The sequence below is a fragment of the Aeromicrobium sp. Leaf350 genome, from assembly GCF_916858655.1.
Taxonomy (GTDB): domain Bacteria; phylum Actinomycetota; class Actinomycetes; order Propionibacteriales; family Nocardioidaceae; genus Aeromicrobium.
This window is the reverse complement of sequence record NZ_CAKASL010000003.1, coordinates 676,495-699,149: the sequence shown is the minus strand read 5'-3', so window position 1 is coordinate 699,149 and position 22,655 is coordinate 676,495. Positions and strand designations below refer to the sequence as shown.

Below are 22,655 nucleotides of genomic sequence, written 5' to 3'. Positions count from 1 at the left end.
GGATGGGAGGTCGTGCTGGGGTGGGCTCAGAAGCCCAGGTCGCGGCCGATGAGCTCTTTCATGATCTCGTTCGAGCCGGCCCAGATCCGGGTCACACGGGCGTCGCGCCAGGCGCGGGCGACGCGGTACTCGTTCATGAATCCGTAGCCGCCGTGCAGCTGCACGCAGTGGTCCAGGACCTTGTTCTGGACGTCGGAGGTGTACCACTTGGCCTTCGCGGCGTCGATCGCCGTGAAGCGCCCCTCGGAGTGCGCGAGGACCGCCTGGTCGATGTACGCCTCGGCGACCTCGATCTGCGTGACGAGCTCGGCGATGAGGAACTTGTTCCACTGGAAGTTGCCGATCGACTGCCCGAAGGCCTGGCGGTCCTTCGCGTACTGGATCGTCTCGTCCAGGATCTGCTTGGCGTGCGCGACGTTGGAGATCGCGCAGCTCAGGCGCTCTTGCGGCAGCTTCTGCATCATGTAGATGAAGCCGCGGTCGACCTCGCCGATCACGCGGTCGTCGCCGACGCGGACGTTCTCGAAGAACAGCTCGGCGGTGTCGGACTCGGTCTGACCGACCTTGTCGAGCTTGCGGCCGCGGCTGAAGCCCTCGTCGCCGGCCTCGATCGCGAACAGCGTGATGCCCTTGGCGCCCTTCTCGGGCGAGGTGCGGACCGCCGTGACGACCAGGTCGGCACTGAAGCCGTTGGTGATGAACGTCTTGGAGCCGTTGATGACCCAGCCGTCGCCGTCGCGGACGGCGGTGGTCTTGAGGGCGGCCAGGTCGGACCCGCCGCCGGGCTCGGTCATGCCGATCGCGAGCAGGATCTCGCCCGAGACGATGCCCGGGAGCCAGCGCTCCTTCTGCTCCTGCGTGCCGAGCGCGACGATGTAGGGGGCCGTGATGTCGGTGTGGATGCCGACGCACGAGGCCAGCGCGGCGCTGACCTTGCTGAGCTCCTCGGCGAAGACCGCGTTGAAGCGGAAGTCGTTCGCCTCCGACCCGCCGAACTCCTCGGGGACCTCCAGGCCGAGCAGACCGAGCTCGCCTGCCTGCGTCCAGAAGTCGCGCGGGAGGGCCTTGTCCTCGATGTACTGCTCGATGTGCGGCGCCACCTTCTTGGCCAGGAAGTTCGCGCAGGACTCGCGGAACGCCTCGTGGTCGTCGGTGTAGATCGTGCGGTCCATGCGGGCCTCTCGGGACGCGGGTGAGCGGATCGGGGCGCTGCCCGGTCGCCAGAGGTGCCGCCGGATTACTAAGCGCTTGCTTAGCATGCCATCGCTGGTCCATGCTGTCCACCATGACGACGACCGCCCGCGACCGGCTGCTGGACGCCGCCGTCGAGGCGTTCGCGGAGCACGGCTTCGGGGGCACCACGACCCGCGACATCGCGGCGCGGGCGCAGATGAGCCCGGCCGCGGTCTACGTGCACCACGCGACGAAGGAGGAGCTCCTCTTCGCGATCTCGCTGCGGGGCCACCAGGAGGCGCTCGACGTGCTGGCCCGCGCGGCTGCGGCCGACGACGCCCCCGAGCGCCGGGTCGCGACGATGGTGCGCTCGTTCAGCGAGTGGCACGCGCGCAACAGCCGGATCGGCCGGGTCGTGCAGTACGAGTTCGGTGCGCTCTCCGCCGACCACCGGGCGGTCATCGCCGACCTGCGGCGCCGGATGGAGCAGTACATGAGAGACGCCCTCGTCGCGGGGGTCGACGAGGGCGTTCTCGAGGTGAGCGACGTGCGCGGCACCGCGCGGGCGGTGCTGTCGCTCAGTGTCGATCTGGTGCGGTGGTTCGAGCCCGGCGGCGCTCACACCGCGGCGGAGCTGGGACGCCTCCACGCCGACCTCGCGGTCCGCATGCTGCGCCCCAGCGGCGCCTAGGGGTCAGGCCTGGAGACCCCCTGACGGAGTCAGGCCTGGAGCCCCCCTGACGGAGTCAGGCCTGGAGCACGGCCTCGGCGTTGATCGTCAGCGAGATCTTGTCGCCGATCATGGCCTTGTCGGCGCCGGCGACGGGGATGTTGAAGTCGATGCCGAACTCCTTGCGGCTGATCTCGCCGGTGGCCTCGACGCCCACGCGGGTGCCGCCCCACGGGTCGCCGCCCTCGCCGAGGAACTCGACCGCGAGCTCGAGCGGCTTGGTGACGCCCTTGATCGTGAGGTCGCCGTTGACGACGAACTCCGAGTCGCTCTTCTGCGTGACGCCGTTGGTCGTGAACGTCATCTTGGGGTGCGTCTCGACGTCGAAGAAGTCGCTGCTGCGCAGGTGGTTGTCGCGGTCGGCGGTGCCGGTGGCGATCGAGCTGAGGTCGACCTCGACGGTGACCTTCGACGCGGTGACGTCCTCGGCCGTGACGAGCGAGCCCTCGAAGGTCTCGAACTTGCCGCGGACCTTGCTCATCAGGTGACGGACCGAGAAACCGATCTCGGTGTGGGTCGGATCGAGGTTCCAGGTACCCGGGGTGACGACGCTCATGAATGCTCCTGCAGATCGAGGGTGGCTGTGAAAGATTGATGGTTCAACAGTCAAGACTGTAGCATGTGGTTGAGCGTTCAACAAACTCCCGGTGACGATAGGATGGCGACATGGAGACGACCACCGACACGCAGTGGCTGACCGAGCCGCAGCAGCGCGTGTGGCGCTCGTTCCTGGGCGCCACGACGCTGCTGATGGACCGCCTCGACCGTGACCTGCGCACCGCCCACGACCTGTCGATGCCGGAGTACGAGATCCTCGTGCGCCTCTCGGAGTCGCCGGACCGATCGATCCGCATGGCCGAGCTCGCGGCGCAGATCATGCACTCCCGCAGCCGGGTCACCCACACCATCACGCGACTGGAGCGCAAGGGCATCGTCCTGCGCCAGCAGGCCGCCTCGGACGGCCGCGGCGTCACCGCCGTGCTGACCGACCACGGCTTCGCGGTGCTCGAGCAGGCCGCCCACACCCACGTCAACGGCGTGCGCGCCTACCTCGTCGAGAACGCCTCCGCCGAGGAGTTCGACGTCCTCGGCCAGGTCATGGGTCGCGTCGTCTCCCAGCTCGACGTCAACGGCACCTGCGCCACCCCCTGACCCAGATTTGCGCCGAGTTGGGCGCCTTCGGCAGGACGCTTCGGCACGACTCGGCGCAAATCTTGGTCCACAGGCTCTGGCCGTCCCCAGGTCCGTGCTGATCCCTCTCCTGTGGGCGTAAATGTGGACATGGTCGAGGAATGCGACCTGTCCCTGAGGAGCTCCACGGCCGACCATTCACACGTGCCGAAGCGTTGATGCTCGGTGTCACGGACAGCGCTCTCCGCGGCAAGCGGTTCGTGCGTCTCCATGAGGGCGTGTATCGCACGGCCCAGACGGAGGCGACGCTCGAGATACGCCTCCAGGCCGCGCGGCTCACACTCCCGCCGGGTGTGGCTGTCAGCCACCTGACCAACCTTCGCCTGCGCGGTTTCGTCGTCGGGCCGCTGTCACCACTCCACTTCGCAGCGCAGCACCGCCACCAGCACCGCGACCCGGCGATCGTCCTGCACCGCTATCGCCACGAGCTCGAGCTCGAGATGCGGCACGGCTTCGTGGTCCTACCGCCGGCACGCACGTTCGTCGACCTCGGCACCATGCTGGACGACCGGCGGTTGCTTCGTGTCGGCGACTGGATGGTCGGCACCGGACTGGTCGACCTCGACCTCCTCCACGCGTACTGCGTCGACTCACACCTCGACGGTGTGCGCCGAGCGCGGCGGGTCGTGAAGCTCGTGCGCGATCGCGTCGGCTCCCCTCGGGAGTCGGACCTGCGGTGGTGGATGCATCGCGCCGGGCTGCCGGAACCGGAGGTCAACGTCGACATCATCGACGGCACCGGACGTTGGCTGGCGAGGGGCGACCTCGTCTATCGACGGCAGAAGGTGCTCGTCGAGTACGACGGCTGGCAGCACGAACGGGACGCGCAGCAACGGCAGTGGGACCACCTGCGGCGCGAGCAGCTCGAAGCGGCAGGCTGGCGAGTCATCGTCGTCACGAGCGCCGACATGGAGAAGCCACACCTCGTCATCGCCCGCATCCGCCAGGCCCTGGCGTCGGTCTGACCCAGAATTGCGCTGAGTTGAGCGCAAATCTGGCCCTAAAACCGCGCAACTCGGCGCAAATCTGGGTCAGTCGCGGGTGAGGCGGCGGTGGGTGACGCGGTGGGGGCGGGCGGCCTCGGCGCCGAGGCGCTCGACCTTGTTCTCCTCGTAGGAGGCGAAGTTGCCCTCGAACCAGAACCAGTTGGCCGGGTTCTCGTCGGTGCCCTCCCACGCCAGGATGTGCGTCGCGATGCGGTCCAGGAACCAGCGATCGTGCGACGTGACCACGGCGCAGCCCGGGAAGTCGAGCAGCGCATCCTCCAGCGCCGACAGCGTCTCGACGTCCAGGTCGTTGGTGGGCTCGTCGAGCAGCAGCATGTTGCCGCCCTGCTTGAGCGTCAGCGCCAGGTTCAGGCGGTTGCGCTCACCACCGGAGAGCACCCCGGCCTTCTTCTGCTGGTCAGGCCCCTTGAACCCGAACGACGCGACGTAGGCGCGGCTGTTCATCTCGAAGTTGGCGACCTTGATGAAGTCGAGCCCCTCGGAGACGACCTCCCACACGTTCTTGTTCGGGTCGATGTTCGCGCGGGTCTGGTCGGCGTAGCTGATCTTGACCGTCTGGCCGACATTCAGCTTGCCGGAGTCGGGCTCCTCGCCACCGGTGATCATGCGGAACAGCGTGGTCTTGCCGACACCGTTGGGGCCGACGACACCCACGATGCCGGCGCGCGGCAGCGTGAAGCTGACGTCGTCCCACAGCACGCGGCCGTCGAACGACTTCGTGAGGTCCTGCGCGTCGAGCACGACGTCACCCAGGCGCGGACCGGCCGGGATGTTGATGTCGGAGGTGTCGATCTTGCGGGCCTTCTCGGCCTCGGCGGCGAGCTCCTCGTACCGGGCCAGACGGGACTTGGACTTCGTCTGGCGGCCCTTGGCGTTGGACCGGACCCACTCGAGCTCGCGCTCCAGCATCTTGGCGCGCTTGGCGTCCTTCTGGCCCTCGATCTTGAGACGTTCCTTCTTGGTCTCGAGGTACGTCGAGTAGTTGCCCTCGTAGCCGTGGATCGCGCCGCGGTCGACCTCGGCGATCCACTCGGCCACGTTGTCGAGGAAGTACCGGTCGTGGGTCACGGCCAGGACGGCGCCGGGGTAGCTCTTCAGGTGGCCCTCGAGCCACTGCACCGACTCGGCGTCCAGGTGGTTGGTGGGCTCGTCGAGCAGCAGCAGGTCGGGCTGCTGCAGCAGGAGCTTGCACAGCGCCACGCGGCGGCGCTCACCACCGGAGAGGTTGTCGACGAGCAGCTCGGGCGGCGGGCAGCGCAGAGCGTCCATCGCCTGGTCGAGCTTGGAGTCGATGTCCCACGCGCCGACGGCGTCGAGGTAGTTCTGCAGCTCGCCGGTCTCGGTGCCGAGGGCGTCGTAGTCGGCGTCGGGCTCGGCCATCTCGGCGTAGGCCGCCTCGAGGCGCGCCATCTTGGCCTTGATCTCGGACACGGCCTCCTCGACGTTCTCCAGCACCGTCTTGCCCTCCGACAGCGGGGGCTCCTGCTGGAGCATGCCGACCGTGGCGTCGGGATCGCGCACGAGGTCGCCGTTGTTGGGCTGGTCGAGACCGGCCATCAGCTTGAGCAGGGACGACTTGCCCATGCCGTTCGGCCCGACGACGCCGATCTTCGCCCCGTGCAGGAACGAGAGCGAGACGTTGTCGAGGACGACCTTGTCGCCGTGGGCCTTGCGGATGTTGCGGAGCGAGAGAACGTAGTCAGCCATGGTGACCCCAGCCTACCGACGGCCTCGCAGGTCAGCCGAGTGCGTCGACGATGCCCGCGCGGTACCGCTCGTAGACCGCGATCTCGGCCTCGACGGGCGCCACCACGAGCGATCCGCTCACGTCGGCGATCGCCGCGCGCAGCTCACGCTCGACCCGCGCCGTCTGGCTGCGGGCGACGAATCGTGCGGCCACCCGCGACGCGAGCGCAAGCAGCACGCCACCCACCAGGGCCGCGACACCGAGCACCAGCGACAGCGGCTGGCCGTCGGCCGGACCGAACCCCGACACGACCGGCGACTCCGGCACCCCGAGGTCGACGACACGCTCGAGCACCCACCAGACGAGCCCACCGACGGTCGTGAGCAGCAGCAACCACTGCAGGACGTTGATCAGGTGGAGCCAGGCGGCGCCACGGAGGCCGATGCGCGTGGACGCGACGGCCTGCTCGACCGCCTCGGACACGCCGGTGCTGTCGGTCGCCGACTCGGCGGCGCGGCGGACGGAGTCGCGCCACGGCCGCTCCAGGCCCACCGACGCCTTCTCGACGAAGACGCGCACGGAGGTCTCGACCGCCGAACGCTGCGGACGGATCGAGTCGGGCAGGCTCGAGCGCTCCAGCTCGCGCTGGTCGAGGTCGAGGCCCAGCTCGTCGAGCGGGTCCTTGCGCAGCCCGCCGATCCAGCGGGTCAGTGGCCAGCCGGTCAGGCGAACGGCTCGCCGACGGCTCGAGGCGCCGACCGCCGTGGCCAGCTGGCCGCCACCGACGGAGTCGAAGAGCGCCCGGTCGAGCTCGTCGCGGTCGGCCTCGGTCACGCCCGGGACGTTGCCCCGGCCGCCGACCGCGGCGATCGACTCGGCGGCGGCGGTGACGTCGGCACCGAGACGCTCCTTGGCCGAGGCGCGCGCCCGGATGCGGGTCACGAGCTCACGCTTCAGGTCGTCGACGCCGTCACCGCGCGTGGCCGAGACCCCGATGACGGGCACGTCGGTCATGCCGCCAGCGGACACGATGCGTCGCACGTCCTCCACGGCACGGCTGCGCTGCTCGTAGGGGATGCGGTCGATCTGGTTCAGCACGACGAGCGAGACGTCGTTGTAGGAGGCCATGGGCCGCAGGTACCGGTCGTGGATCGCGGCGTCGGCGTACTTCTGCGGGTCGAGCACCCACACGATCAGGTCGGCGTACTGCACGAGCCGGTCCATCTCGACGTGGTGCGAGACCTCGGTGGAGTCGTGGTCAGGGAGGTCGAGCAGCACGAGGCCGTCGAGCTTGGTGTCCTCCGAGGAGCGGTCGAGCATGCTCATGCGCGAGACCTGGTGCCGCGGAGGGATGCCCATCCACTCGAGCAGGCCCTGGGCGCCGTCCGGACCCCACGCGCACGCCAGCGCCCACGAGGTGGTGGGACGGCGCAGGCCGACACCCGCCAGATCGAGGTCGGTCAGCGAGTTGAACAGCGACGACTTGCCGGAGCCCGTGGCGCCGGCGAGCGCGACGATGGTGTGCTCGCCCGAGAGGCGCAGCCGCTCGACGGCGCGACCCGAGAGCTGGTCGGCGGTCGAGAGCACCGACTGCGGGAGCCGGCCGTGGGCGGCGGTCGCCGCGGCCACCAGGCCGTCGACCCGGCGACCGATCTCGCCGATGTCGTCCCGGTACACCGGGGTCGGACTGTCCGTGTAGCTCATATCTCCCGTCCCCCCTGTCCGGTCGAGTGGGTGCCGCGGACGACCCGGGTCTCCAGGTCGTCGAGGTGCCGCGCGTACTCCGCGCGGCGGGCGGCGTCGCGCACGCTCTGCTGGGTCTCGCGCACGGCGGCCGGGTCGGGCGACAGCACCGCGAACCGGGCGCGCTCCTCGCGCACGAGCAGGTCGACCTGACGCTCCAGGTCGGTGCGCGCCTGCTCGGCGAGCGCCGTGACGACCTCGGCCGACAGCACGGCGTCGAGCACGCGGCGGCTGATGCGTCCGGTGTCGGTGCCACCGCCACCGAGGGCCGCGATCATGAGCGAGACGGCCAGGCCGGGCACGCCGATCGCGAGGACGTCGGTCGAGAGGCGCCGGTCGGCGACGGCGAGCCGCAGCTGCTCGACCACGCGCTGCTGCCAGTCGCGGGCGACCCGCTCGGCGCGGGCCCGGAGGTCACGCGGAGCGCGGTCCAGGCTGGGACGAGCGGCGACGATCGCATCGCCGGCCGTGGACGAGGACCACTGGGCGACGACGGACGTGGCGGCCGACTCGACGTGGTCGACGAGCAGCACCGCGAGGTCGTGCTCGATCGCGGCCGAGACGTCGTCGGCCTTCGAGCGCTTGCCCGTGACGCCGTCGACGAGGCGCTCGCGGATGCGGCCCACCTTGCCCTCGACGGACTTCAGCATCTCGCCGGTGCCCACGAAGTTCTGCCAGCGGACGGCGACGTCACCGCTGACGAGGCCCCCGTCGGCGAGCGCCGCGCGGAGGGCACGGCCGGCGTGGTCGAAGCTGCCGTCGACGGCCGCACGCAGCTCGTCGGCGGCTCGGACCTGCAGGTCGAAGGCGTCGGCGAGGTCGTGGCTGCGCAGCACGTTGTGCCGCACCGCACCGTCGAGCGTGGAGCGCACGATCAGCGCGCGCGTCTCCTCGTTGCTCGCGAGGTCGTGCAGCCAGTCGACGATCGGCGCGACGGTCTCGGCCGGAAGCAGGCCGTCGGTGTCGACCGGGGTCTCCGGAACGGTGAAGAGCGGCGAGTCGGACAGGCCGCGGGACGTCATCATGCGGGCCAGGTGCCCGCGGACCTCGGCGACGCCGTCGCGGGACGTGCGGTCGAGCACGACGGCCACGGAGGTGCTGCGCTCGGCGGCCTGGCGCAGGTAGTCCCACGGCACCTGGTCGGCGTAGCGCGCCGCGGAGGTGACGAAGAGCCACAGGTCGGCCGCGGCGAGGAGCTGGGTCGCGAGCTCGCGGTTTCCCTCGTCGATCGAGTCGACGTCGGGGGCGTCGAGGATCGAGAGCCCCCGCGGCACGTGCTCGCTGGCGCGCAGGCGCAGGCCGTAGGTCGTGTTGCCGGGCAGGTCGGTGCGCGGGAGGTCGGGCAGGATGCGGTCGGCCAGGAACCAGGCGGCGTCGTCCGGGTGGTGCGTCAGCACGGGCGAGCGCGTGGTGGGCCGCAGCACGCCGGACTCGGTGACGACCTCACCGACGATGGAGTTGACCAGCGTGGACTTGCCCGCCCCGGTCGATCCGCCGACCACGACGAGCACCGGTGCGTCCATCTGGACCAGGCGCGGGAGCACGTAGTCGGAGAGCTGGTCGGCGATCGCGGCGCGCAGGGCACGCGCCTCGGTGGCGTCGTCGGTCTCGAGCGGAACGTCCGCGTAGCGGATGCGGTCGAGCAGCGCACTCAGCGCACCGAGGAGCTCGCCCGGGGCGTCTACGCCGGCCACGACCACTCCTCTCACGTCTCATGCGTCACACGGTTCGTCGAAAGCCTAGTGGACGCGGGTCGCACGGCGCCCCGACGACCACATCAGGACCACGGCCGAGGCGGTGCTCCCGGGCCGAAGTAGGCCGGGAACGGCTGCGGGACCGGGGGTCGCGGCAGCGGCGTGAGGGCCGGCGGCAGGTGCAGGCGCGGACGGATCTCGTCCATCTCGGCCCGCACTGCGAGGGTGTGGTCGACCCCGCGGCGCAGCGGGCGGCGCAGCATGACGCCGTCGTGCGAGAAGGCCAGGTCGGTCGCCAGGGCCTGGTACCGCCGCAGGTCACGGACCGCCTCACGGCCGCCGTGCTCCCGGGCGTGTCGCCGGGCCTGCGCGCGGTAGCCGAACCACGTGAGCCACGGCAGCTCCGCCGGATGGATCCAGCCCCGCTGCGCGAGGTAGGACAGCGAGCGGCGGAGGACGGCGAACTGGCGCAGCCGCAGCATCACCGCCAGCACGACAAAGCCGGCGAAGACCAGCATGAGCAGCAGGTAGAACAGGATGAAGCCCAGCGGACCGACGTAGCTGATCGAGCCGTTCCACATGCCGTGCAGGACCATGCTGCCGATCCAGCCGCCGATGACGATCGGGACGCGGGCCCACCAGGAGCGCGTCAGCACGGCGAAGCCGATCGCCAGCCCCAGCGCGGACGTGAACAGGGGGTGCGCGAAGGGGCTCACGATGCCGCGGATCACGAAGGTCGCGGTGGCGCCCTGTGCGCCGCTGATGCCGAGCTCGGGACCGCCGAGGTAGCTCGCGGAGTAGTAGAGGACGTTCTCGACGAAGGCGAAGCCCAGGCCGACGACACCGGCGAAGAGCAGCCCGTCGAGCAGGCCGCCGATGACTCGGCGCGCCCGCAGGAAGGTCGCGAGGAGGAACAGGCCCTTGCCCGTCTCCTCCACGAAGGGGGCGACGAACGTCGCGGTCGCGGAGTCGCTCAGGTCGAACGTCGTGGCCAGGAGCTCGTTGAACACCAACGCGATCCCGACGGCTCCCGCCGCACCCCAGAGGAAGGCGGCCACGACGTACCGCCGCGGCTCCGGGTCGTAGCGGTCCATCCACCAGTAGAAGAGCCCTACCAGCGGCAGCGGGATCAGGCCGAGGGCGATGCCCAGGACGACGGCACGGGCGGAGTCCGCCCGTATGCCGAGGTAGATGATCAGTCCGACGGCCGCGATGCCCAGCACGCCGTTGCCGATCAGGAGCGCGAGGCGGCCCCGCTGCTTCCACGGGTCGCGCACCGGCGCCGGCGCGAGGTCGGGCCCAGGCGTGGGGGGCGCGGCGTCGACGGTCACGTCACGCATCGTAGGCGACAGGACCACTACGCTTGGTCGTCGAGCGCCCGTAGCTCAGAGGACAGAGCAGGAGCCTTCTAATCTCCCGGTCGCAGGTTCGACTCCTGCCGGGCGCGCCACCCGCCACCCCAGCCCGCGGTTTCCCACGAGACCGTCGGAAACTTCCTGGGTTCACCCAGGATTCCCGTGTGCTGCGCACGAAGTTTCGTATGCGGCACGCGGGAATCGAGCGGTCTCGTGGGAATCCGCGCCGGGGTCAGGAGCCGAACAGGCCGAGCGCCTGGGCGGCGTCGGCCGCGACGAAGAAGCCGACGAGCCCGAAGACCCAGCCCGTCATCTCCTCCGCCTGCCGCGTCAGCCAGTCGTCGAGCCGGCGCAGCGGAGCCTCGACCCGGCTCGACGCCGCGGCGCGCGCCCCGGCGAGGACGAGCGCGGGCAGGATCATCACGACCGCGTAACCACCCACCAGCCCGACCTGTGCGGCGAGCGCCAGGTCGGACGCGGCCAGGATCCCGATGGCCGCGAGGTACGGCAGCATCGTCGGCACCTCCACCGCGACGGCGACCGTCGCGGTGCCCGCGATCGAGCGCCCGGCGCCCTCGCCGTCGCGCAGCCGGTCGCGCCACAGGAGCGCACGGCCCGAGAACCGGCCGACGACCGCCGAGCTGAACGAGGACGCGAGCAGGACCAGCCCGATCCCGAGCTGCACCCCGCGCAGCGCCTCGAGGTCACCCACGTCGGCCAGGACCGGCGTGAGCGACTCCCCCACGAGCAGCAGCACCACGCCGATCGCCGCGTACATCGCGGCCACCGTGGCGAGGAACGTCAGCAGGGGCCGCCAGGCGACCGGTCCGGGCCGGAGCAGCCAGACGAGCGGGATGACGAGCGTGCCGATGCTGGTGGAGTCGACCAGGGCCAACCCCACCAGCACCGCGAGCGTCGTCACCCCCATGACGGCTGCGCCTCAGTACGTGTCGGTCAGCCCGCGGGCGTCGTGGCCGTCGGGGCGTCGGTCGGCGCCGTGCCAGGGTCGGTCGTGGGCGGGGCCGGCTCGCCCCGCTTCTCGGCGACGGCGGCCTGGATCTGCTCGATCAGGGTGCCGTTGTCCTCGACCTGCTCGTCGTCGATGAAGATCGTCGGCGTGCCGGTGACCCCGCGCTCGCCGCCGGCCTCCTTGGCCTTGCTGATGCGGTCGAAGTACGTGTGGTCGCTGATGCAGTCGCCGACCCCCGTGAAGCCGAGCGACTCCGCGGCCTCGGTGAGCTCCTCGTCCTCCGGTCCGGGCGTGCCCTCGGAGGGCTGGTTGGCGTAGAGGAAGTCGTGGAACGTCTTGTAGGACGCCGCGTCGTACTCCTCGTACACGCAGATGGCCGCGTTGGTGGCGCGCTTGGAGTAGTCGTTCGGGCTGCCGCCGCGCTCGTCGAGGAACGAGAAGGGGTGGAACTTGATCGTGATGTCACCCGCGGCGACCAGCGCCTGCAGCTGCTCGCCGAAGGCCGACTCGAGCGCCTGGCAGGCGGGGCACTGGAAGTCCTCGTACATCTCGACGACGACGGGCTCGTAGCCGTCGGTCGCGGGCGTGGCGCCGGCGTCCTCGGGCGTGTAGTCGACGCTGAACGCCTCGGGTCCGTTGCCACTGCTGATCGTGCTGACGCCGTACGCGGCGAGGCCCACGAGCACGATCACCACGGCGACGATGGTGCCGGTGATGACGCTGCGCTGGCGCTTGGCGGCCTTCTCCCGCTCCTTGCGCATCTGCTCGGCGCGGGCAGCGCGCTCCTGACGGTCTTTGCTCACGAGTCAGCCTCTCAAGGTCCATGCCGGTGGGCACCAGCGACGGACCGGGTCGGTCCGCAACTTCCGACGATCGTAACGATCAGGGACACACCAGAAGTTCCCCGTGTCGTCGGGCGGCCGATCGAGGGCCCTGCCGCCGCCTGGGTGGCGGCGTCGCAGGCGGCGCGTAGGGTGAACGACCGTGAACGACTCATTGGTGTGGATCGACTGCGAGATGACCGGGCTGTCGCTCGAGACCGACGCCCTCATCGAGGTCGCGGTGCTCGTGACCGACTTCGACCTCGAGGTCAAGGGCGAGGGCATCGACCTGGTCATCAAGCCGCCGCAGGCGGCCCTCGAGCAGATGAACGAGGTCGTCACGACGATGCACACCAGCTCGGGCCTCCTCACCGAGCTCGACGCGGGCCTCAGCCTCGACGACGCCCACGCGCAGGTGCTCGAGTACGTGCGTGGATTCGTGCCCGAGCCCGGCAAGGCCCCCCTCGCGGGCAACACCGTGGGCACCGATCGCGCGTTCCTGGCGCGCGACATGGCCGAGCTCGAGCAGTACCTCCACTACCGCATCATCGACGTCTCCAGCATCAAGGAGCTCGCTCGCCGCTGGTTCCCCCGCGCCTACTTCGCGGCCCCGTCCAAGGCCGGCAACCACCGCGCCCTGGCCGACATCGCCGAGAGCATCGAGGAGCTGCGCTACTACCGTCGCGCCGTGTTCACGCCCGACCCGGGCCTCGACTCCGATGCCGCCCGCGCCATCGCGGCGGAGGTCGGCGGCTCGGTGACCAGCACGCTCTGAGCCTGCGCTATGCTCTACCTCGCCGTTCCGGGTCCAGCCCGGGGCGCGTGGTGGGCGTAGCTCAGTTGGTAGAGCCCCGGCTTGTGGTGCCGGTGGTCGCGGGTTCAAGTCCCGTCGTCCACCCCACGGAGACGGTCTCGGCGGTGTCGCCGGGACCGTCTCGTCATCTCCCAGCGCATGCGACCTGGTTCGGTGGGTACCTGTCGGTGACCGACGACGGGGGGACCCACACATGGCCAGCACCGCCAAGACCCTCGGGGGACTGACGCTCGCCGGGATCGCCGTCGCGGTGGGCGCCCGCCGCCTGCACCGCACCGAGCCGCCCACTCCGACCGAGCCTGAGCGCGACCTGGTGTCCGCCGAGCAGCGCGCGGACGCGGCGCCCGCGCCCGACGCGCCGGCCAAGCCGGACTCCCCTGACGACCTCACGAAGCCCGCGTGGACCTACGTGCTGCGCAGGACGGCACGCGAGTTCTCCCGCGACCAGTGCACCGACCTCGCCGCGGCGCTGACGTACTACGCGGTGCTCGCACTGTTCCCTGCCGCGATCGCCCTGCTGTCGCTGGTCGGCGTCGTCGGCCAGGGGGCGGAGACCGTGCGCACCCTGATGGACGTGCTGCGCGACCTCGGCGCGGGCGGCATCGCCGACACGCTCGAGCCGACCTTGACCGAGATGACCAACACGCCGGGACTCGGGCTGGCGCTCGTCATCGGTCTGCTGGCAGCCCTGTGGTCGGCCTCGGGCTACGTCGGTGCCTTCGGCCGTGGGATGAACCGGATCTACGAGATCGAGGAGGGGCGCCCGATCTGGAAGCTCCGCCCCGTGATGCTCCTGGTCACCCTGATCACCGTGCTGCTGGCTGCGCTCGTCGCGATGAGTCTCGTGCTCACCGGACCGGCCGCCGAGGCCGTCGGCGACGTCATCGGCCTCGGCTCGACCGCGGTCCTGGCCTGGAACGTCGCCAAGTGGCCCGTCATGCTCGCCGTCGTGGTGCTCATCGTCGCGATGCTCTACTACGCCACGCCGAACGTGCAGCAGCCGAGGTTCCGCTGGATCAGCGTCGGCGCTCTCCTCGCGATCGGTGTCTGGGGCGCGGCGTCGGCCCTCTTCGGCTTCTACGTCGGCAACTTCTCCAGCTACGACAAGACCTACGGCTCGCTCGCCGGCGTCGTCGTGTTCCTGCTGTGGCTGTGGATCACCAACCTGGCGCTGCTGTTCGGCGCGGAGCTCGACGCCGAGCTCGAGCGAGGCCGCGAGCTGCAGGCCGGCCTCCCCGCCGAGGAGACCATCCAGCTGCCCCCGCGCGACACCCGCCAGATCGCGAAGTCGGCGGAGAAGCAGCAGGATGACATCGAACGTGGACGACGCCTCCGGCTGAGCCGAGGCGCGGAGCAGGCACCCGACGACGACGAGGAAGGCAGCTCATGAGCGCATCGAAGCAGGCCGCCAGCCCCCGCAAGGGCAGCAAGACGGCCAAGATCCTGTACCGCCCCTGGGGGCTGGTGGCGAGCATCCTGGGCGGTCTGGTCGCGAGCAAGGTCTTCCACCAGATCTGGAAGCGCGTCGACCCGCAGAGCACCGATGACCCGCCCACGGCGCTGCAGTCGGAGTACCGCCTGCGCAAGATCCTCGTGGCGGCCCTGGCGCAGGGCGCGATCTACGCGGTCGTGAAGGCCGTCATCGACCGCGGCGGCGCCCGCCTGTTCGAGAAGTGGACCGGCGAGTGGCCCGGCGACTGACGTTCGTGCCGCTCACCAGCTGGCGGTGAGGTCCTGGCCGAGCCAGGTCTCGATGAGCCAGCTGGAGATCGAGACGCCGCTCGGCGGCAGCAGCAGCGTGCCGGCCTCGCCGTAGCGGACCAGCTCCTCGCGGGTGACCCAGGCCGCCTCGGCGATCTCGTCCTGGTCGACGTCGATCGTCGCCTCGGTGGCCTTGCCGAAGAACCCCAGCATGAGGCTGGCGGGGAACGGCCACGGCTGGCTGGCGCCGTAGGTGACCTCGCCCACCGTGACCCCGACCTCCTCGCGCACCTCGCGCCGCACGGCGTCCTCGAGGGACTCCCCCGGCTCGACGAAGCCGGCCAGCGTGGAGAACCGGCCCTCGGGCCAGGCGGGGTTGCGGCCCAGCAGCGCGCGGTCCTGGTCGTCCGTGATGAGCATGATGACGGCGGGATCGGTGCGCGGGAAGTGGCTGGCCCCGCACTCCGGGCAGTGGCGCAGGTGACCGGCCTGCTGGATCTCCGTGCGCGAACCGCACCGGGGGCAGAACGGCGTCGCCGCCAGCCATCGGGCGATCGCGACGGCGTGCACCGCGAGCGAGAGCTCGTCGGGCGGCAGCTGCGGCGCGAGCACGCGGATGCTCGTGCCGTTGAGCTCGTCGGGCACTCGACCGTCGACCACGACCGCCGCGTGACCGCGACCACCGGCCTCGCCGAGCCAGAGCCACTCGCCCTCGGGTGCCTCGTCGGCCGAGAGCCAGGCCAGGCCGGGGCCGTCGACCGTGGCCACGTGCTCGCCGCCGAGGACCATGACGCGGACGTCGGCCACCTCGCGGCTCGTCGCTCGCAGGTGGGCGGCTCGGTCGTGTCGGGCCCCGTCGAAGGCGAATCGGCTCACGTCGTCAGGCTAGCCCTCGCGCCCTGCGGTCGCGCTCCTAGGCTGGGAGGCGTGAGCGCTCCCCGATGGACCCGCGCCGAGCTGGAGTCGTTCGCCGGCCGCACGATCGAGGACCTCCTGCCGGATCGGCTGCGGCTGCTGTTCGTGGGCATCAACCCGGGCCTGGTCAGTGCCGCGACCGGACTGCACTTCGCGCGCCCCGGCAACCGCTTCTACCCCGCGCTGCAGGCGGCCGAGATCATCGACTCGCTCACGGCGGAGGAGGCACAGCCCGAGCTCGCGGGCGCGGGCATCGGCATCACGAACCTCGTGCCCCGCGCATCGGCCCGCGCCGACGAGCTCGACGACGACGAGCTGCGGGTCGGCCGTGATCGTCTCGAGCACCTCGTGGCCGAACGACGGCCCGCCGTCGTGGCGGTCGCGGGCATCACGTCGTACCGGACGGCGTTCGCCGAGCCGAAGGCCGTCGCGGGCCGACAGCCGGACGGGCTCGCAGGAGCCGCGCTCTGGGTGGTGCCGAATCCGAGCGGACTGAACGCGCACGAGACCGTGGCCTCGTTGGCCGACGCCTACGCCGAACCCGCTCGCGCGGCCGGCGTGCTGCCGCGCTGACTCAGGCCTCGCCCGCGAGCAGACGCTCAAGTTCGGACCGCCCCGGGAGGTCGTCGTACGTGACGGTCTCGCCGAGACGGACGTAGTGGAACGAGCCGAGCACCCGCGCCGGATCGACGTCGTTCTGCTCGGCCCACGCCAGCCGGTAGACCGCGAGCTGCAGCGGGTCGGCGCTCTTCGAGCGGTTGGTCTTCCAGTCGACGATCTCGAAGCCCTCGGTGCCGTCGGGCAGCACGATCGGGAAGACGGCGTCGATGCGGCCGATGAGTCGCTGCGCGCCGAGCTGGATCGAGAAGCCCTCCTCGATCGAGTGCGGGGTGCGGGCAGCGAACGGCCCCGCCTCGAAGGCGGCCTTCAGCTCGGCCAGCTCGACGTCGTCGGCGACCTCGGCGGCACTGCCCGGCAGGTCGGACGGGTCGAGCAGCGGCGGCTGCGCGAAGGGGGCGAAGTGGTCCTCGACCCACGCGTGGAACGTGGTGCCGAACCGGGCGGCCGCCGACGGGCGGCGCGGGACCGGCCGGGCCAGGTCGCGCACGAAGCCCTGCTCGTCGGCCAGGAGCGCCATCGTCTGCGTGGCCGACAACGTGGCCGGCAGCGTGACCTCGACCGTGGTGCTCTCGGCGCGCTCGGCCTGGGCGAGCACCAGCTCGAGCTCCTCGGCGAGCTCGGCGTGCGCGGCATGCACCGGCACCGGAGCGTCCGCCTGCATCGCCGCGCGGACCTCCTCGGCGAACGCGCGCCGCGACTCCATGCCGACGACGGGGTGCGGCCACGCGAAGGCGATGTCGTCGACCAGCGGGTTGGCGTCGTCGACGCTCGGCTCGGGGGCCCAGACCAGGGGCTCACCCCCGTGCTCCGACAGCCACACCACGGCATCGGCGAGGAACGGCGAGACGGGGCGAGCCTTCTTCTGCGTGCGCCCCCAGCGGTGGCCGCTGAGGTGCAGGTGGCCCTTCGCCCGCGTGAGCGCGACGTAGGCCAGCCGCACCTCCTCGAGGTACGACTCGCGAGCGGTCGCGAGCTTGAACTCCTTCTCGCCCGCCGTGGTGAAGTCGTCGAGGTCGGTCAGGGTGTCGGCGTCGCCGCGCAGTGCCGTGGGCAGGGCGGACGCGGTCGAGGTCCAGCGTGAGCGCGCCTTGCGCGACGGGAAGACCCCGTCGGCGAGGAACGGCACGAAGACCTCGTCGTACTCCAGCCCCTTGGCCTTGTGCACCGTGAGCACCTTGACCGAGTTGGCCTCCGACGGCGCACTGACGTCGAGGCCGTCGGCGTGCTCACGCTCGGCCGTGAGGTACGACATGAGCCCGCCGAGCGAGGCGTGGGCGTCGGCGACCGCGTAGCGCGCGACGGCCTCGTGCAGCAGCGCGAGGTTGTCGGTGCCGATGCCGGCGACGTCGAGCTCGATGTCGAGCTGCAGCTCGCGGACGACCCGGTGCACCAGGTCGGTCAGCGGCTCGTGGACGTGACGGCGCAACCGGGCGAGGAGGGCGGCGACCTCGGCCATCCGCTCGCGCGCCTCGGCGGAGAACGCCGCGGGACCCGGGTCGGCGACCGCCTCGGCGAGCGACACGATCTCGGTGGGGTCGACGCCCGCGGTGGCGCGGTCGAGCTCGGCCTTGAGCACCGCGTCGAGGTCACCCGCGTCGGGATCGTCTCCCGTGCGAAAGGTCTCGCTGAGCCGGCGCGCCCGACGCCCCAGCAGCGCGAGGTCGCGGTCGCCCACGCGCCAGCGGGGCCCGGCCAGCAACCGCACCATCGACGGGTTGGCGGTCATGTCGTCGAGCACCTCGAGCACCGCCAGCACGTCGAGCACCTCGGGCTGCGCCAGCAGGCCGGTGAGACCGACGATCTCGACCGGGACGTCTCGGGCACGCAGGGCTTGCACGATCTCGGCGTTCTCGTTCTTGGTGCGCACCAGGACACCGATCTCGTTCCAGACCGGTGGATCGTGCCGGAGGCCCGCGGCACGGACCGCGTCGGCAACGGCCGTGACCTCGTCGGCGACCGTGCTGTGCAGCGCGACCGTGACCTCGCCCGGCGGGTTCTCGGGCGCCGCCTCGAGCGGCCGCACGACGTCGGACTCGGCGTAGAACTCGCGCGCCACGTGTCCCGCGAGGTCGATGATGCGGTGGCCGCAGCGTCGACTGACCGCGAGGCTGAAGGGCTCCTGCCGCACCACGCCGTCGGGCGTGAACTGCTCGATGAAGCCCTCGAGGTTGCCCGTGGCCGCGCCGCGCCACCCGTAGATGCCCTGGGCAGGATCGCCCACCGCCGTGACCCGGCCCTGGAACAGCGAGGCGAGGAGGTCACGCTGGGCCACCGAGGTGTCCTGGTACTCGTCGAGCAGCACGACGTCGAACCGCTCCCCCAGCTCGGCGGCGACCTCGGGCAGCTGGGCGAGCCGGGTGCCCCACGCCATCTGGTCGGAGAAGTCCATGACCCCGGCGTCGGCCTTGGCCGCGCGGTACCGCTCGACGAGGTGGCTCAGCTCGGTGCGGCGCAGCGCCGTGGCCGCGATCTCGGCGTGCATCTTGAGCCGCTTCGGCTGGCTCTGCATCTCCAGCACGACCGCCCGGTCGAGCTCGCGGAGGTCGGCGGGATCGACGAGGTGCTCGGACAGCTGGCCGTCGAGCGCCAGCACGTCACCGACCAGATGCGGCAGGCTGGTGGAGACGTGCTGCAGCGGCTCGTCGACCGACCGGAGCATCCGCACCACGAGCTGGTGCCGGCGCGCGTCGGTGAGCACCTCGAGGTCGGGCTCGAGGCCGAGTCGGAGCCCGTGCTCGGCGATGAGCCGGCCGGCGAACGCGTGGTACGTCGAGACGGTGGGCTCGCCCCCGCCGTGGAGGTCCCCGTGCTCGAGGTCAGGCACCCGTGCCAGCGACTCGCGGACACGTCCCGCGAGCTCGCCGGCGGCCTTCGAGGTGAAGGTGAGGCCGAGGACGCGCTCGGGGTCGACGCCGACGTGGCCCACGAGCCACACCACGCGAGCCGCCATGACCGCGGTCTTGCCCGACCCCGCTCCGGCGATGATCGCGTAGGTGCCCTCCCGGGGCGCCGTGATCGCGGCCCGCTGCTCGGGGCTGAACGGGATGCCGAGGACGTCGCACAGGTGCCGGACGTCGCGCACGGCGCTGACCGTGGGGCCCGTCATCGGTCGGAGCCGATCGTGAAGGTCGTCTTGGCGGGGCAGATCGCGTCGAACTCGCAGAACGTGCAGGTGGACGGGGTGGCGGCGACCTGCTCGCTGCGCATGGTGTGGACCGCCTGACGCACGAGGTCGTGGACGAAGAACTCGCCCTCCTCGGCTGGCGCCGACTGGCGCTGCACCTTCGGCGCGTCGGGAGCCTTGGCCCCCTCGGGGATGCGCAGCTGAACGAGCTCGCTGCCGCCGACGTCGTGGTGGCCCTCGATGCCGGCGGTGCGCACGGCGAGGGAGTACACGCCGAGCTGCGGGTGCTCTGCGACGTCGGCCGTGGACGGGGCGTGCTTGCTGTTCTTGAAGTCGACGACGTGCACCCGGCCGTCGGCGTCGAGCTCGACCCGGTCCATCGAGCCACGGAGCACGACGGACTCGCCGTCGACCTCGAGCTCGGCGGTGAACTCGTGCTCGGCCGCGAGCGGACGGCGGTGGTTCGCGACGTGCCAGGTGGCGAAGCGCGTGAGGGCCTGGTGGGCGTCGGCCCGCTCGCGCTCGCTGATCCAGGCGGTCTCGTGCCCCAGCCGGTGCCACACGTCGTCGAGGTGGGCGTGCAGCTCGGCGACGCTCGGGTGCTCGAGCCCGCGACGCACGACGTCGGCGGCGACGGCGTGCACCACGAGCCCGAAGCCCTGCGCCGTCGTGGATCCCCGCGAGGCGTTGACCTCACTGGCGAGGAACCACTTGAGCGAGCAGCCCGTGATGCTGGTGAGGCTCGAGCCCGACAGGCCCAGCGGCTGGTCGGGGTCGCGCAGCGGCACCTCGGAGACCGTGGGGTCGGCGAGTCCCCACCAGGTGTCGGGATGCGCGGCGCGGGCCCGCCCGGCCGAGCTGGCGGCGACGCGGGCCAGCAGACCGGCCGCGGAGGCCCGCACCTCCGGGTCGGGGTCGTCGGCCGCGCGTCGGAGCTCGGTGACGAGTCCGCGCAGCGACAGGGGCCTGGCCGGGCGTCCCTGCGGGTCGCCCGCGCCGAACCCCGCCCGGCACAGCTCGTCGTGGAACCGCGACGGCCCGCCGGACTCGTCGGACCCGGAGTCGACCGCCGTGACCAGCAGGTGCTCACGGGCGCGGGTGAGCGCGACGTACATGACGCGACGCTCCTCGTGGAGGCGCTCGCGCGCCGTGGGCGCCGGGCCCGCCAGGAGGTCGGGGCGGAGCAGGGAGGGCCTCGGTGCGAGGTCGGGCCAGACGTCCTCCTGGACCCCGGCGACCACGACGACGGGCCACTCCAGCCCCTTGGCACGGTGCGCCGTCATGAGGCGAACGGCCGCGGGACGAGCCGTGCTGTCGGCCAGACGGTCGGCCGGGAGCCGCTGGGCCCGCAGGTCGGCGAGGAAGCCGGCGACCGAGCGCCGGCGGTGGCGCTCCTCGGACCGCGCGGCGTGCTGGAACAGCGCCACGAGGGCGTCGAGGTCGCGGTCGGCCGCGACGCGGTCGCTGCCCCCGGACTCCCACGCGTGCTCGAGCCGGCTCGGCCAGTCGGTGTCGTGCCAGAGCACCCAGAGCACCTGCTCGGTCGGCTCGCCGGCCTGGATCATGCCGGCCGCCCGCGCGAGCAGACGGGCCAGACGGCGCACGACGGCGTCGCCGGGACCGTCGTCGTCGGTGGCGAGCCCCGAGACGGCGCGCGCCAGCAGCACCCGCGACGGGGTCTCGCGGTCGTCGGCCCGCAACCGCCGGCCGAGGGCCCGCAGGTCGGGTGCGTCGACCCCGGCCAGCGGGCCGGTCAGCAGCGTCTGGGCGACCTCGGGCTCCAGCTCGAGGCCCGCCGCCAGCGTGTCGGCCGCCGACAGGGCACCCAGCAGCACGCGGACCGCCGGCTCGGCCACGAGCGGCACCTCGTCGCCCGAGACCTCGCACGGCACGTCGGCCTCGACCAGCGCCCGCTGCAGGCGCCCGAGCTGGGCGGAGGTGCGCACCAGCACGGCCATGTCGGACCAGGAGCGGTCGTGCTCGAGGTGCTGGCGGCGCAGGGCCTCGGCCACGTGCTCGACCTCGGCGGTCTCGCTCGTGAAGCTGCGGACCTCGACCGTGCCGTCGGACCCGGCGGCGCAGGCGAGGTCGCGGTGCCGGCGCACGACGTCGACCGGCAGACCTCGGGCCTGCAGCGGTGGCAGCACGGCGACCGCAGCGTCGCGCACCCGCTGGCCGAAGCGCCGCGTGGTGTCGAGCACCTTCACCTCGGCGCCGGCGAAGTGGCGCGGGAACAGGCCGACCCCGTCGGCGTCGGCGCCACGGAACGCGTAGATGGCCTGGTCGTGGTCGCCCACGGCGACGAGCTGCTGACGCGGCCCGACGAGCTTGCGCAGCACCTCGACCTGGGCGGGGTCGGTGTCCTGGTACTCGTCGACCACGACGAGGCGCGTGCCGGCGCGGATCTCGTCGAGCCGCTGGGGATCGTCGAGCAGGGCCGACGTGCGGACGACGAGCTCGGCGTAGTCGGTGAGGTTGGCGGCGTCGGTGACCTCGCCGTACTCGTCGAGCACCTCGGCCACGCGGTGCCACAGCGGGCGGTCGGCGCTGACGGCGAGGGCTCGGAGGTCGTCGGTCGTGAGGGTGCCGGCGGCCAGCGCGCCCAGGAACGCGCCGAGCTCGGTGGCGAAGCCGCGGGTGCGCAGGGCCGGACGCAGCTCGGCGGGCCAGGTCTGGGCATCGTGCCCCGCCAGCAGGTCGGCGAGGACGGCGTCGGACTCGGCGGCGGTCATGAGCGTGGGCGGCGCGGCGAAGACGTCGGGGTCGGCGTGGCGGCGCAGCAGCGCGTAGCACCAGGAGTGGAAGGTGACCGCCGTGACGGGCGCACCCCCGCCGAGGCGCGCGGAGACGCGGTGGCGCATCTCCTCGGCGGCCTTGCGGCTGAAGGTGAGCATCAGCACCTCGTCGGGCCGCACCTCACCCGCCGCGATGCGCTGCGCCACGAGCTCGACCAGGGTCGTGGTCTTGCCCGTGCCCGGGCCGGCCAGCACCAGCAGCGGGGATCCGCGGTGGTCGACGACGGCCTGCTGCGAGGTGTCGAGCTCGGGCACCACGACCTCGGCCAGGCTCGGCCGGCGGAGCTCGTAGTTCAACGTCACGAGGTCATGCA

18 protein-coding genes and 2 tRNA genes are annotated in these 22,655 nt (G+C 71.8%); 9 read left to right on the top strand and 11 right to left on the bottom strand.

Annotated elements, in window-relative coordinates; all coding sequences use genetic code 11:
• Positions 1-26: 26 nt before the first annotated feature.
• Positions 27-1,172, bottom strand: coding sequence for an acyl-CoA dehydrogenase family protein (locus LO931_RS17125; RefSeq protein WP_229055071.1), 1,146 nt, complete (start codon positions 1,170-1,172; stop codon positions 27-29).
• A 113-nt stretch (positions 1,173-1,285) separates the two neighbouring features.
• Between LO931_RS17125 and LO931_RS17120 the strand changes: the two genes are divergently transcribed.
• Positions 1,286-1,864, top strand: coding sequence for a TetR/AcrR family transcriptional regulator (locus LO931_RS17120; RefSeq protein ID WP_229055070.1), 579 nt, complete (start codon positions 1,286-1,288; stop codon positions 1,862-1,864).
• A gap of 55 nt (positions 1,865-1,919) precedes the next feature.
• Here LO931_RS17120 and LO931_RS17115 read toward each other — a convergent pair whose 3' ends face one another.
• The gene (locus LO931_RS17115; protein WP_229055069.1) at positions 1,920-2,459 is read right to left on the bottom strand and encodes a YceI family protein; all 540 of its coding nucleotides are present in this window, start codon (positions 2,457-2,459) and stop codon (positions 1,920-1,922) included.
• 110 nt (positions 2,460-2,569) lie between these two features.
• On the opposite strand from LO931_RS17115, the gene LO931_RS17110 reads away from it, so the two are divergent.
• Positions 2,570-3,055, top strand: coding sequence for a MarR family winged helix-turn-helix transcriptional regulator (locus LO931_RS17110; RefSeq protein WP_229055068.1), 486 nt, complete (start codon positions 2,570-2,572; stop codon positions 3,053-3,055).
• A 332-nt stretch (positions 3,056-3,387) separates the two neighbouring features.
• Positions 3,388-4,059: a DUF559 domain-containing protein gene (locus tag LO931_RS17105; RefSeq protein ID WP_229055067.1), complete on the top strand. Its 672-nt coding sequence runs from the start codon at positions 3,388-3,390 to the stop codon at positions 4,057-4,059.
• Between the two features lie 66 nt (positions 4,060-4,125).
• Here LO931_RS17105 and ettA read toward each other — a convergent pair whose 3' ends face one another.
• The 4 genes from ettA to LO931_RS17085 form a co-directional block, all read right to left on the bottom strand.
• Entirely contained in the window at positions 4,126-5,808 is a 1,683-nt protein-coding gene (gene ettA, locus LO931_RS17100; RefSeq protein ID WP_229055066.1) for an energy-dependent translational throttle protein EttA, read from the bottom strand.
• A gap of 31 nt (positions 5,809-5,839) precedes the next feature.
• On the bottom strand, positions 5,840-7,492 hold the full coding sequence (locus tag LO931_RS17095; RefSeq protein WP_229055065.1) for a GTPase: 1,653 nt from the start codon (positions 7,490-7,492) through the stop codon (positions 5,840-5,842).
• A complete protein-coding gene (locus LO931_RS17090) occupies positions 7,489-9,225 on the bottom strand; it encodes a GTPase (protein WP_229055064.1) in 1,737 nt (578 codons plus the stop codon). Before LO931_RS17090 ends, LO931_RS17095 begins: the two co-directional genes overlap by 4 nt.
• A gap of 83 nt (positions 9,226-9,308) precedes the next feature.
• Entirely contained in the window at positions 9,309-10,556 is a 1,248-nt protein-coding gene (locus LO931_RS17085) for a PrsW family intramembrane metalloprotease (RefSeq protein WP_229055063.1), read from the bottom strand.
• A 43-nt stretch (positions 10,557-10,599) separates the two neighbouring features.
• On the opposite strand from LO931_RS17085, the gene LO931_RS17080 reads away from it, so the two are divergent.
• A tRNA-Arg gene (locus LO931_RS17080) sits at positions 10,600-10,675 on the top strand.
• A 137-nt stretch (positions 10,676-10,812) separates the two neighbouring features.
• Here the strand turns inward: LO931_RS17080 and LO931_RS17075 are convergent.
• Both LO931_RS17075 and LO931_RS17070 read right to left on the bottom strand, forming a co-directional pair.
• Positions 10,813-11,508, bottom strand: coding sequence for a GAP family protein (locus tag LO931_RS17075; RefSeq protein ID WP_229055062.1), 696 nt, complete (start codon positions 11,506-11,508; stop codon positions 10,813-10,815).
• 26 nt (positions 11,509-11,534) lie between these two features.
• Positions 11,535-12,353 (bottom strand): DsbA family protein, encoded by an 819-nt coding sequence (locus tag LO931_RS17070; RefSeq protein ID WP_229055061.1) that lies wholly within the window; start codon positions 12,351-12,353, stop codon positions 11,535-11,537.
• 181 nt (positions 12,354-12,534) lie between these two features.
• On the opposite strand from LO931_RS17070, the gene orn reads away from it, so the two are divergent.
• The 4 genes from orn to LO931_RS17050 all read left to right on the top strand — a co-directional run bounded on the left by orn (position 12,535) and on the right by LO931_RS17050 (position 14,886).
• A complete protein-coding gene (orn, locus tag LO931_RS17065) occupies positions 12,535-13,146 on the top strand; it encodes an oligoribonuclease (RefSeq protein ID WP_229055060.1) in 612 nt (203 codons plus the stop codon).
• Between the two features lie 50 nt (positions 13,147-13,196).
• A tRNA-His gene (locus LO931_RS17060) sits at positions 13,197-13,272 on the top strand.
• Positions 13,273-13,378: 106 nt separating this feature from the next.
• On the top strand, positions 13,379-14,575 hold the full coding sequence (locus LO931_RS17055) for a YihY/virulence factor BrkB family protein (RefSeq protein ID WP_229055059.1): 1,197 nt from the start codon (positions 13,379-13,381) through the stop codon (positions 14,573-14,575).
• Positions 14,572-14,886 (top strand): DUF4235 domain-containing protein, encoded by a 315-nt coding sequence (locus LO931_RS17050; RefSeq protein ID WP_229055058.1) that lies wholly within the window; start codon positions 14,572-14,574, stop codon positions 14,884-14,886. The genes LO931_RS17055 and LO931_RS17050 overlap by 4 nt, the downstream gene beginning before the upstream one ends.
• A gap of 12 nt (positions 14,887-14,898) precedes the next feature.
• Here the strand turns inward: LO931_RS17050 and nudC are convergent, their stop codons facing one another.
• Positions 14,899-15,762, bottom strand: a complete 864-nt coding sequence (nudC, locus tag LO931_RS17045) for an NAD(+) diphosphatase (RefSeq protein ID WP_229055057.1) — start codon at positions 15,760-15,762, stop codon at positions 14,899-14,901.
• Between the two features lie 51 nt (positions 15,763-15,813).
• On the opposite strand from nudC, the gene LO931_RS17040 reads away from it, so the two are divergent.
• Entirely contained in the window at positions 15,814-16,374 is a 561-nt protein-coding gene (locus LO931_RS17040; RefSeq protein ID WP_229055056.1) for a mismatch-specific DNA-glycosylase, read from the top strand.
• A 1-nt stretch (position 16,375) separates the two neighbouring features.
• Here LO931_RS17040 and LO931_RS17035 read toward each other — a convergent pair whose 3' ends face one another.
• Entirely contained in the window at positions 16,376-19,528 is a 3,153-nt protein-coding gene (locus tag LO931_RS17035; RefSeq protein ID WP_229055055.1) for an ATP-dependent DNA helicase, read from the bottom strand.
• Entirely contained in the window at positions 19,525-22,644 is a 3,120-nt protein-coding gene (locus LO931_RS17030; RefSeq protein ID WP_229055054.1) for an ATP-dependent DNA helicase, read from the bottom strand. The genes LO931_RS17035 and LO931_RS17030 overlap by 4 nt, the downstream gene beginning before the upstream one ends.
• Positions 22,645-22,655 lie beyond the last annotated feature (11 nt).

Bases quoted from the DNA above. Each gene is read 5' to 3' on its own strand.
- LO931_RS17075 (WP_229055062.1), bottom strand. From the start codon at position 11,508: ATGGGGGTGACGACGCTCGCGGTGCTGGTGGGGTTGGCCCTGGTCGAC.
- LO931_RS17110 (WP_229055068.1), top strand. From the start codon at position 2,570: ATGGAGACGACCACCGACACGCAGTGGCTGACCGAGCCGCAGCAGCGC.
- ettA (WP_229055066.1), bottom strand. From the start codon at position 5,808: ATGGCTGACTACGTTCTCTCGCTCCGCAACATCCGCAAGGCCCACGGC.
- LO931_RS17050 (WP_229055058.1), top strand. From the start codon at position 14,572: ATGAGCGCATCGAAGCAGGCCGCCAGCCCCCGCAAGGGCAGCAAGACG.
- LO931_RS17055 (WP_229055059.1), top strand. From the start codon at position 13,379: ATGGCCAGCACCGCCAAGACCCTCGGGGGACTGACGCTCGCCGGGATC.
- LO931_RS17125 (WP_229055071.1), bottom strand. From the start codon at position 1,172: ATGGACCGCACGATCTACACCGACGACCACGAGGCGTTCCGCGAGTCC.
- LO931_RS17120 (WP_229055070.1), top strand. From the start codon at position 1,286: ATGACGACGACCGCCCGCGACCGGCTGCTGGACGCCGCCGTCGAGGCG.
- LO931_RS17095 (WP_229055065.1), bottom strand. From the start codon at position 7,492: ATGAGCTACACGGACAGTCCGACCCCGGTGTACCGGGACGACATCGGC.
- LO931_RS17035 (WP_229055055.1), bottom strand. From the start codon at position 19,528: ATGACGGGCCCCACGGTCAGCGCCGTGCGCGACGTCCGGCACCTGTGC.
- LO931_RS17115 (WP_229055069.1), bottom strand. From the start codon at position 2,459: ATGAGCGTCGTCACCCCGGGTACCTGGAACCTCGATCCGACCCACACC.